The sequence below is a fragment of the Streptomyces sp. NPDC056480 genome, assembly GCF_042795405.1.
Classification (GTDB): domain Bacteria; phylum Actinomycetota; class Actinomycetes; order Streptomycetales; family Streptomycetaceae; genus Streptomyces.
Genome location: NZ_JBHTSA010000191.1, coordinates 1 through 10,309, shown reverse-complemented (window position 1 = coordinate 10,309; position 10,309 = coordinate 1). Strand labels below are relative to the sequence as shown.

6 protein-coding genes and 1 pseudogene are annotated in these 10,309 nt (G+C 67.2%); 3 read left to right on the top strand and 4 right to left on the bottom strand.

Annotated features, from left to right (window positions below; all coding sequences use genetic code 11):
• The first annotated feature begins 578 nt into the window (after positions 1 to 578).
• Positions 579 to 1,664 (top strand): alpha/beta hydrolase-fold protein, encoded by a 1,086-nt coding sequence (locus ACFQ79_RS38980; RefSeq protein WP_383592709.1) that lies wholly within the window; start codon positions 579 to 581, stop codon positions 1,662 to 1,664.
• A 756-nt stretch (positions 1,665 to 2,420) separates the two neighbouring features.
• On the opposite strand, the pseudogene tnpA reads toward ACFQ79_RS38980, so the two are convergent.
• Positions 2,421 to 2,793 (bottom strand): annotated as a pseudogene (gene tnpA, locus ACFQ79_RS38975) (IS200/IS605 family transposase); the annotation flags it as partial.
• A gap of 610 nt (positions 2,794 to 3,403) precedes the next feature.
• On the opposite strand from tnpA, the gene ACFQ79_RS38970 reads away from it, so the two are divergent.
• Together ACFQ79_RS38970 and ACFQ79_RS38965 are read left to right on the top strand one after the other, a co-directional pair.
• Positions 3,404 to 3,799 (top strand): DUF6632 domain-containing protein, encoded by a 396-nt coding sequence (locus ACFQ79_RS38970; protein ID WP_383592706.1) that lies wholly within the window; start codon positions 3,404 to 3,406, stop codon positions 3,797 to 3,799.
• A 413-nt stretch (positions 3,800 to 4,212) separates the two neighbouring features.
• Positions 4,213 to 4,800 carry a hypothetical protein gene (locus ACFQ79_RS38965; protein WP_383592703.1) on the top strand — a complete coding sequence of 196 codons (588 nt, stop codon included), beginning with the start codon at positions 4,213 to 4,215 and terminating at the stop codon, positions 4,798 to 4,800.
• Between the two features lie 1,494 nt (positions 4,801 to 6,294).
• Here the strand turns inward: ACFQ79_RS38965 and ACFQ79_RS38960 are convergent.
• The 3 genes from ACFQ79_RS38960 to ACFQ79_RS38950 all read right to left on the bottom strand — a co-directional run.
• Entirely contained in the window at positions 6,295 to 6,699 is a 405-nt protein-coding gene (locus ACFQ79_RS38960; RefSeq protein ID WP_383592700.1) for a hypothetical protein, read from the bottom strand.
• The gene (locus tag ACFQ79_RS38955; RefSeq protein ID WP_383592697.1) at positions 6,684 to 7,496 is read right to left on the bottom strand and encodes an ATP-binding protein; all 813 of its coding nucleotides are present in this window, start codon (positions 7,494 to 7,496) and stop codon (positions 6,684 to 6,686) included. Before ACFQ79_RS38955 ends, ACFQ79_RS38960 begins: the two co-directional genes overlap by 16 nt.
• 1,836 nt (positions 7,497 to 9,332) lie before the next feature.
• On the bottom strand, positions 9,333 to 10,309 hold a 977-nt coding region (locus ACFQ79_RS38950; protein ID WP_383592694.1), incomplete at its 5' end, for an ABC transporter substrate-binding protein.

Here is a 10,309-nt window from a genome sequence, read left to right as displayed (position 1 = left end):
TGCAGGCCTTCGGCATCGCCTTCGACGGCCGCCTCACCAACAACCGAATCTGACCCCACCAAGCAACCCAGTTACACCGTTAACTGGACAGGCCCCAAGGCGGAGGGGTTGCCGAGGACTCGGCTGCGGCGGCGGCCCATATCCCGCTGGCAAGGTGCGGGCCGCGGCGTTGACCAGCCTCGTGTCAGCACCGATGATGGCCAGCACGTTGCTGAAGCAGAGGTAGTTGCAGCGAGACAACAACCTTCGCGCCGCGACGCGTTTCAATGTCGGCGGTCCCTCTTGTGGTGACAGAGGAGAGCCCTCAGCTGCCCTGCTGCAAGTGGATTGGTGTGACGTGGCGTGTTTGCCGGTGTGCTGGCGCTCTGTATGAACCGCGGCAGCGCCATGTCTCTGACTAGTGATTCTGCTTGGCACTCGCTGGCAGACGCACGCCTGGGCTGGCGGTGGTAGAGGAGAGGGCAACGGGTATGGAAGACGCTCGCCGGTGTCGATCAAGCCAAGTCGGACAGGAGGCGGACATCGTGCATGTCCAACGGACAGTACGCATGGCCCGAGCAGGAGCGCTGGTAGCCGTCATGCTTACGCTGGCGGGATGGGTCAGTCCAGTGCCAGCTGAGCCAGAGCCGTTCAGGATATATGCGCACTACGACACTGGATGGGGTAATGCGCTGAGCATCCGGGGCAGTTCGGCATCGTTGAACTGGAACGCAGGCAGGCAGATGAAGTGGACAGATGGAAATGTCTGGACCTGGGAGGTGCCATCATCATCACATAGCTTCGAATTCAAAGTGCTCTTCAATGACACCGCATGGTCCATAGGCGGCAACTACATTGTAAATGCGAGGACTTCGAGATCGATCCATATCTATCCGTTCTTCGGAGAATCCCGCGGATCAAGAGTTACGATCTCCGGTTTCCACTCGCCTCAGCTTGGAAACCGCCGTGACGTCACGATGTATCTCCCGCCGAGCTACCGTGAGAACGGCGCCAAACGCTACCCCGTTGTGTACATGCATGACGGCCAGAACCTCTTCGACTCCCGGACCGCGTTCGGGGGAGTTGAGTGGCAGGTTGACGAAGCCCTCGACCGGCTGACCAGTCTGGGCGTAACCCGTGAGGCGATCGTCGTAGGCATCAATAACACAGCTTCCCGAATCGACGAGTACACGCCCACTGTCGACCCTGAGTACGGAGGCGGCGATGCAAACACCTACCTCGACTTTGTCCAGCACACATTGAAGCCGTATGTCGACGCCCGATACCGGACACTCACCGGTGCACCCGACACGCTGATGGCGGGATCGTCGCTGGGGGGCCTCCTCAGCTGCTATGCAGGCTGGACGCGCAGCACGGTCTACGGCGCGGTTGGGTGCATGTCGAGCAGCTTCTGGTGGGACAGCGAGTCCTTCACTCACACCGTTGAAACGTCCGTGGGCAGACGCTCAGAAAGGTTCTATGTTGACGCCGGGGGCAATCGTGACGGCGCTGCCCAGACGGGCCGCTTCCGCGACGCGCTACTGGCCCGCGGATACATCAACGGCGACAGTCTGCTGAGCGTCGACGATCCCCTTGGCTCCCATAACGAATCGTCTTGGGCGCGCCGACTGCCAGGTGCCCTGGCATATCTGCTGCCGTTCCAGGCCGAGATACGCACCAAGTAGGCTCAGAGAACGAAGCATTCCCCTCGGCTCCTCGGACTGAAGGGACGCTCTTTCGCTGGTGGTTACTGGTGCAGTGGCGGGTCTGCCGGCAGTGCTGACTGCGGGAGAGGGGGGCGGTCAGGGCGCTCCGGCGAGGCTGCATCAGGGCAGCCTGCCTCCACGTCCGATGTCTTCAGTGCACTGACCTGGGTGCAGGTGATTGCTGTGGATCCTGCCGGCGGTGCGGAACGCCCGCTTTCACAGGAGGGTCCAGCTCAAGCCACAGGAGCACGCCTTGTCGCCCCCGCACCCCGAGCAGGTGGGCAGACGGGGATGGCCCGGATGGTGCGTGGCACTCAGATGCCGTTCAGGGCAGCGGGCGTGTTCTTGCTCGGAGGCCAGATGGGAGCTTGCGCCGCAGGCGCCCGCTGGGCGGGCGCCTGCGGCGTGCTGAGGGGCTCGGCAGATCGCGGAGGTGGCGTTGGACTTCCGCGTGATCAGGCCGGTCGCATCCACCCGGGCCTGCAGCTGAGGCAGCGGCAAGGGCCAGATCCCGCAGCGTGCCAGCAGCGGGAGAGCCCTCTCGGACCGTTCCCCGCACTCGGGCAGCAGATCCCGCCACGGGGCGGCAGTCTGCACTCGCTGTCGGATGCCATGGATCAGCCTCCGTCGGCCCATGGCCCGCTGCTGGCATTGGAACAGAGCCGCGATGTTGACCGGTCGCCCCCGGCGCAAGCCCCGTGCTTCAGGGTGGGGTATGCCGGAACGGTCCGCAGGGCGAAGCTGCAACGGGCGGCGCTGCTGTTCGATGTACTGCTTCACCACCGTGAGCGGTGCGCCGCCGCACGATGCGGCGAAGTAGGACGGTGACCAGAAGTGTCCGTGCATGAGAGCGTGGTTCGTCCGCCCGGTGAAGTCCCTGCGCAGGATGCGGGCCGAGACGCCCTTGAGGCTGTTCACGAGGCCGGACACGGACACCTTGGGCGGGTAGTTCACCAGGAGATGGACGTGATCACGTTCGCCGTTGAACTCAAGTCAGCTCGGCCTCGAAGTCCTCGCAGACCTTGCGCATGGCCGCTTCGCAGACGGTCAGCATCTCGTCATTGAACACGCCGCGCCGGTATTTCGTCACATCGAGGCCTTGGCTGATCTCCGCGGCCTGCCGTTCAAGACCGAGAGGGCGAACAGTATCAAGCCCCGCCGACTGGCGCCGGGACAGTCCAGGCTGTGGACCGGAGGCAATTCATGCACAGCCTGAGAGAGGCCGCCGTGCGGAGTGGCCATATGGCACCGTCTCTGCCTGCGCGTGCCCGTATCCGGGGCACCCGCCCGGACTCTGCTGGCCCCCCCTGCCGCGGATCCGTCATCGTCCTGCTGCAGGACACCGTCTGCGTTCCATCCAGCGGGAGCCCGGGACGGCCTGCCTGGCGAACCGTCAGGCTGACCGTCGGCGGCAGCGAGCCCGGGGCACGGTTCCCCGGCCAGCGGCAGAACTGGCCTTCCGTCCCCGCGGGTGACGGTAGAGAAATCTCTATTGAGTAGAGGTACTCAACTGCGGGCTGGAAGTCTGAATCTAATTCATCTCCGATCTGGTTAAAAGGGAACTATTCTCCGCGGGTCCCGCAAGGCTCCGGTGAGAGGCTCTTCCCATGCCTGGCATGGTGATCTACATTGCCGACTCGTAAACCTCGCATGGAAAGGGGAGCAGGGTGAATGGCACGTCGCGTGTGAGTCCGGACCGGCCGAAGGCATCTGCGGCTATGCTGGTTGCAGGAGTGGGATATTCATTCGTGTGTCCAGTCATGGTCCTCCTGGGCGCGCCGGGATGGATATGGGGTGAGCATCATCGAATGCCTGTATTCGAATACATGCTCCTGGCGATCTATGTGCCGCTGGGGTTTTTCCTTATCCGTGGTGCATGGGACGCTATGCGGTACAGGCCGCTGGTCAACTATGTAATAGTTTCCAATCTGATTCACGCCACCGTTATGCTTTACTCGGCAGTGGCGGATCATGAAGAAAGCGAGCACCTTCTCCCTGCGGGGGATGTCTTCGGCACGTATGCGGCAGCCCTGGTGTTGATCGCGGGCCACCCGACTGCCGGAGTTCTCGCATGTCTTCACCGGCGCCGGGACCGGAGGCTGATGGCGGGCTGACCGCGGGATCAACCACCGGCTGGTGCCCTCGCCTCGCCAAAGACCCACATGAGAGGCGTTGCGTGCCGCTGTGCTGACCGCGCTGAAGGGCCCGCTGGACGGATCCAGGTCCTCGCCGCCGGATCTGACGGGTGCGCGGCCGCATCCTGCGCCCTGGCCATTGAACGTAGCCCCGGCCTGCGAGCCGCCCGGGGCCCCGGCACCCCCAGCCCGGCTCCTGACCGCCTGTGCAGGCAGCACTGGCCGTCTGGGTACCGAGGCGTCTCGGCCCCGGCGGGGCACCGGCAGCATCCGGGTCCTCTGGACCCGGCGGGCCGGAGGGGCCGTTCATTCTTCGGGTGCCTGCTCGCATGCCCGCTGTATCACTGCCAAGGCTCCCTGGCAGCAGCTGAGTTGGTGAAAGAGGTAGGGCCATGGGTTTTCTGCACCGCGATTCCGAGCACAGCCGGGTGAGACATGAGGGCTGGGTCATCGCCGTCCTGCCGACGGGAGAGGACGCTCCGCGCGACAACTGGGAGGAGCTGTTGGAAGCCGCTCAGACCCATGAGCTGGCCTGGGCCTGGAGCCTGAAGTACGACGGCCGAGAAGGACGTCCTCTCGCGGCTGGCATCCGTGCTGTCTGCCGCTGCGGCTGGCGTGGGCTCAGGCGGGAAGCAAACTTCCGCAGCCCCGAAACGGCTGACGACCTCGCTCAGCTGGACTGGCACCACCATGCCGAAGTCAGCCTCAGCCAAGTGCTGCCGTCCCACGTAGCCAAGGCGCTCAACGACGCAGAGAGGGCTGTCGTCAACCTCACCTTCCCGCGGCAGGACCTTGCCCGCCTCGACGAGCACCGCCCCCTCGCCGCCATCCGCGCCGCTACCTACCTGCGCGCCCGCGCCGAGCAGATGCAGAAACTGGCAGTCGCCGCGGCCAGGGCCTCCGGTCACTCCTGGGAAGAAATCTCCCGTCCTCTCAGAACAACCCGCCAGTCGGCCCACGAGCGCTTCAGTAAGTCCTGATACCGCCTCTGCCATGCCCCGTGCCGGGTCAGTACAGGGCGCTGGCATGCCCGTTCACCGCCGTCTGGCGTGCGCCGTGACAGCACCGCGGGTGACCCGTCCGAATGGTGCCGCCCCGCGTACGCGGGGGCGGCAGACCACGGTCACCGCCCAGCGCGGCCCGCCTGTCTCGGCAGCACCGGCTCCGCCAGTACTCCGGCCCCGCCCGCCGGAGCAGACAACTGCCAGACCGGTGTCTCCTCCGCCGTTGCAACCACCCGCGGCAGAGTTCTCACTGGCCGGCTGGGAGATGTATCCCCCAAGCTCTGGATGGACGCCGTCGGCGCTGCCATGCCGCGAAGATCCACGGCAGACGGACCTCCGTCGCCGGGGGTGAGCTGGCTCGGGCCACCGCGCTGCGCGCACTCATCTCGCCGCTGCCCGTAGCCCGGGTTGTGCGGCCGGGTATCCCGGTGACCCGGAAGGCGGCCTGATCACAGACGGCACGGGTTGCCGGAGAAAGGTGGCCGCCCGGCCCGGGGCTCAGCGTCAGGTTTGCGGTCCCGCCGGGCGGATGGTGAACACCCGGCCGGCGCGTTCCCCGCCTGCGCTTGCCCGCAGTGCCGCACGCTGGCCTGCCGCCGTCTGTGTTTCCCGACCCTTGGACGGATGACCGGGAACGCTGCCGCGCTGCCAGTGTCGCGGACGGCGTCGCATCCTGGCCGAGGGCAGTCACCGCGAAGACGTGATTCCGCAGGGAAATGCGTGCGCTCTTTGCCTCCGGGCTTGCCCTGGCTGGAGCGACCGCTCTCTCCATCACCCCAGCTCAGTCAGAGGCAGGGGGGCCCGGTGCTGTTGCGCCTCCTGGTGTCACAGCCCCCTTATCCATCGCCACCGGATCCGTTGGGAAAGCCAAGTTCGGACGACATCACCGTCAGTACTGGTATGTAAAGCGTTCCAGAACGGTTCCCTGCCCGCCTGGCCAAACGGGAACCGGCACTGATTCAGGAGTGCTTGTGATGCCGGGCCGTGGAGCGTCACCGCTTCCCCGGGCCATGGGCGCCCGCAGACGATGTGATCCGCTGCCTGCGCCGTGTTTCCCGGCTCCGGCCTGAGCCCGGTGTCAGCGCAGCGTGAGCACCATAGCGGGCCCTGGCGCCGGGCGAGATGAAGGCCCGGACACAGCCCGCCGCGGCAGGTCACCGGCTTCTGCCCGGCGGACTATCCCCGCGTGCCTGCCAGAAGTCGCGGGTGACGGTGCTGATCCTGCGCAGGCCCCAAGAGCCCTGGCGGCGAAGCGGCTGCGGTCGCCGCCGGTCTCGGCGTGCACCCGGGCGCGCGGTGCGCCCGGGGCGTGCAGCCCGGACGTACTGCGCGGCTGTGGCTCCGCTGATGCCGGACAGCCGCATGAGACGGATCCGGTCCGCGGCACCCTGCGGAGGCTTCAGCGTGGTGCTCCCGGGCCCTGGCGCTCCGTGTCTCTGACAGCCGCGGTACGGAAAGGTCCGGCCTCGTTTAGCGCTCTCCGGCCGATTGCGGGTTGCCGTAGTGGCGGCGGTGGCGCCATGTGGCGGCCGCCTCCAGCTGGATCAGGTTGAGCCCGGTCTCCTGCATGAGCTGATCGTTGGTCAGTCGGTGCGGGTGCTGCCGCATGGTCCGGTCGATCTTCATCGCCCAGAGTTCTTCGCTGACGAAGGGGCGGTGCCGGTAGTGTTGCTGCAGTTCGGCGAGATGAGCGGGGCTGCAGCAGGTCAGAACGCGCTGTCCGTCCTGCGCCGGGTCGGTGGGGTGGACGCTGGAGGAGTCGCGAACGCGCCCGTAGACGGCTGTGCCAGCACGGATGAACTGCTGGCAGTAGTCGCAGACGTCAGGCAGCGCCGGACCCTGCAGAGGAGTGTCGTCCATCAGCGGGTCCGGCATTCGGCTTCGGTGATCCGGAAGCGGCGGGACTCGGTGCCGGTCTGGATGAGGGTGCTGCGGAAGGTGACCCGGCCGGCGATGGCCGCGCAGAGCCGCGGCTCTGCGAAGGCCTTGTCCCGCTCGGCGAACGGCGGCGGGTCCGACGCGACGGCAGCCGTATTGCCCTCCTCCCGTCCGCCGAAGACCTGGAACAGGGGCCTGGCGCCCTTCATGTCCGGGGTCAGGCAACCGGACCCGGACCGGCAGAAACGGCCGTCCTTGCTGCAGCAGGCGATCACTGAAGACAGCCGGCACCCTGCCTCGGCCTCGGCGACCTCGTTCACCAGTAGCGGGGCGGTGCAGCGGACGGACAGGCCAGCCTCCGCGACCGCTGATCCCGCCCTGGTCAGCAGGTGCAGCTTCCCGGTGCCTGAGTCGCCGAGCACCAGTAGGCGGCCCAGCTGGACCCAGGACGGCTGCCGGAGCCCGGCGACGGCCCAGGGCCAGACGTTGGAGGTCCTGCCATAGCAGAAGCCCTCCCGCCTGGGGAGGGGAAACCGGGCCGCGCGGACAGGCCGCTGCTGGCGGCAGACACCCCGGCTGGCGAGCTCAGCCTGGCGCAGACCGGGGAGGAACTGCTTGCAGGCCGCCTGTTCCCGGCGGACTGCGGTGGCCAGCTCTACGAACCCGCGGAACCCCCCCGGCCTGAGGTCACGGCAGGCCTCGTCGGTCAGGGTGTCCTCCGGGCCGCCAGGCAGCGGAATTCGCCGCGGCAGCACCTGTACCGAACTCATCTCGTCGGTCCTGATCACGGTCATACGCTCGTGCCCTTCCGCTGGGTGCTAGTTGTATTCACCGGCGCAAGGCGCCGGTCGTAATTGGACATGTCCGGCAGGGCCGGGCGGGGGCCGGAAGGCAGACTCCGGGCGGGCAGAGAAAAGATCTTCGCTCCCCCGACCGGGTCCGTCCCGTCCGCGTCCGGCTGCTCCCAGGGCAGGGGGCCGCCGGGGCAAGGCCGCTGCCATCGGTGTCCTCGATCGCCTTGCAGGACTCGGCCGCGACCAGCTCCGTGTTGACCGAGCCGGTCCCCAGCACGGTCGTCATCCCGGCGGCCACTGCATGCGCGGGCAGCTGCCGGTGCAGCAGCAGCGCCGGGCGGGCCAGCTCCCTCGCCACCGTGTTCCGCGACACCCGGTACCGCTGGGCCAGCACACGCCCTGACACGCTCGGGTCCACACGCCTGTCCCGGCGGATCCGCGCAAAGCCCCACTCACGCGACCTGCACACACCGGTCTCCTGACACGACTGTGACCAACAGACATAGCGTGAACGGTCAAACAGCTCAAAGCCCTCATTAGGCCACCAGCGGTATGCCGCACACCAATACAGCGGATGGCTCCCAGGCTCACCGCCCACATCATGGCTCTCGAAACCGCCTCCCTGCTGGCTCTGCTTCAACCCGGTGGAAATCAGGGGCAGTGTGCGGAGTGATTCGTCATGCAAGAGGTCTGCCGCTGCCTTCAGCTCCACGACCACCAGCCCCCGTTTCCCGCCCGGCCCGCACCGACACAGCAGCGCCTCCAGCAACGGCGGCCAGCTGTTGCGCCAGCGCCTCAGATCGGCCTCACCCGGCACCCCGACCCCGCCGCCGTGTACCGGCCGCGCACTCCTTGCGGAACGAGGATCACCGGCACGAGCGGCCAGCTCACTCACCCTTCCCGGCGCCGCGCACGCAACCGCGCCCGCTGTCCCTGATGCGGGGCGCGGGGGAGGGGACCGTGGCGCTGTGGCGGGTGGATGCTGTCATGGTCTGCTCGGACATACTCGTTCCCCGGTTTCCCCGGCGCCCGCAACCGGGACGGCCGCGCCCGGACGCTAGGGGTTTCCCGTCCCTGACGAGCTCGTGCACGGCAAGCGGCGGGACGTCGAGGACTGCGGTTCCCCGTGTCAGTCCGGAGCGTTCTTCTTGAACTTCCGGTGGGTGGTGGCGTCACCACGCGCCCGCCTGCCTGGGCGCCGAGGTCCTGGTAGACATCTTACCGCTTAAGCCCGCGTCGTCCGGTGTCGTGCATCGCAAGGCGGAGGGGCGCCCGTGCACTCGACTCCCGGGAACCGCCGGCTAACTCCGCCCGCCAGACCCAATCCGACGGGTCAGGTAAGGCGGCACCCCTGTGCCCCGGTGTTGCGGATCAGGGCAACCCGCCTTGGGGCGCGACGAGACGGCTGGAACGGGACTGGCGGTGCGGCGCCGGAAGGCCGCCCGGGAATGAGACCGCCGCCGCATGGACGTTGCTGGTATCGGCGGACGATCCGGTGAACCGTGATGTGAACGCACGGGTCCCGCCACGATGAGGGCATGAGCGGCGAGCGTGCGGGGCCTGACGGCTGGCCGGTGGTGGTGCGCTGGTGAGGGTCCTGGTGGAACCTGCAGAGGCCGCGATAGAGGCCGGTGCCCGTGACGCAGCTACGCGCAATAGCGTCCTGGCCGCGCGGGGCCCCGCTGTTCGGGGCCGCCTCGCAGGACCAAGATGGCGCGCAGCCCGCGACGGCTGCGCGGATACCGCGCAAGGGCTCGGCAGCCGCACGCGTAAGGCGCCGAACGCGGGGCTGACATCCCGTCAGCCCCGCATCGGCAGGCGGACTACGCTTGGGTATTACTTCTTGACCTCGACGCCGGTCAGGATCGGGTCGCCGTCCTGGCCGTACGCCACGCCCGAAACCTTCTCGGAGTAGCCCGCGTTGACCTTGTAGTACCAGAGCGGGATGGACGGCATGTAGTTGACCAGGTCCTTCTCGATGGCCTGGTACGCCTTCACCGACTCCTCCAGGGTGGCCGCCGAGTCCGCCTTGGCGATCTTGGCGTCGAGCTCCTTGTTGGAGAAGCCGCCCTGGTTGCCGCCGGCATCTGTGCGGAACAGGTCCGAGATGAAGTTGGCGTTCACCGGGTAGTCGAGCACCCAGCCGGAGCGGTACAGGGACTTGACCTGCTTGTTCTTGCGAGCGGTCAGGTCGGCCTGGAAGTCAGGCTTGCCCTCGCCGACGCACTGGACGGCGGTGGCCTGCTGGATGGAGTTGCAGACAGCGTCCACCCACTCCTTGTGGCCACCGTCGGCGTTGAACTGGATGGAGATCTTGTTGCCGGGGACGCCGCCGCCGGCCTTGATGAGCTCCTTGGCCTTCGCCGGGTCGAACTGGGTGACGCCGGCGCCACCGTCCTCCTGGAAGCCCAGGACACCCTTGGCGACCCAGCCGGTCGCGGGCTCACGCGTGCCGTTCAGCACCGTCTTGGTGATGGTGGCACGGTCGATCGCCATCGACAGACCCTGAACGACGCGCGGGTCGATCTGCTTCGGCTTCTTCCACTGGTCGGCGTAGAAGGCGACGGCAAGGGTCTGGATCGCGGAGTACGGCTGGTCCACGGCGCGGTCGCCGAGGTCCTGGCGGTAGACCGGGAGGTCCTTCGGCGCGATCTGACGGAGCACGTCGACGTTGCCGGACTTCAGGTCCTCGTACGCGGCCTCGAGGGTGGTGTAGTCCTTGAAGACCACACCGCCGTTCTTCGCCTTGTTCGGGCCCTTGTAGGCGTCGTATCGAGTGATCTCGATCTTCTTCTTGTGGTCCCAGCTCTTGA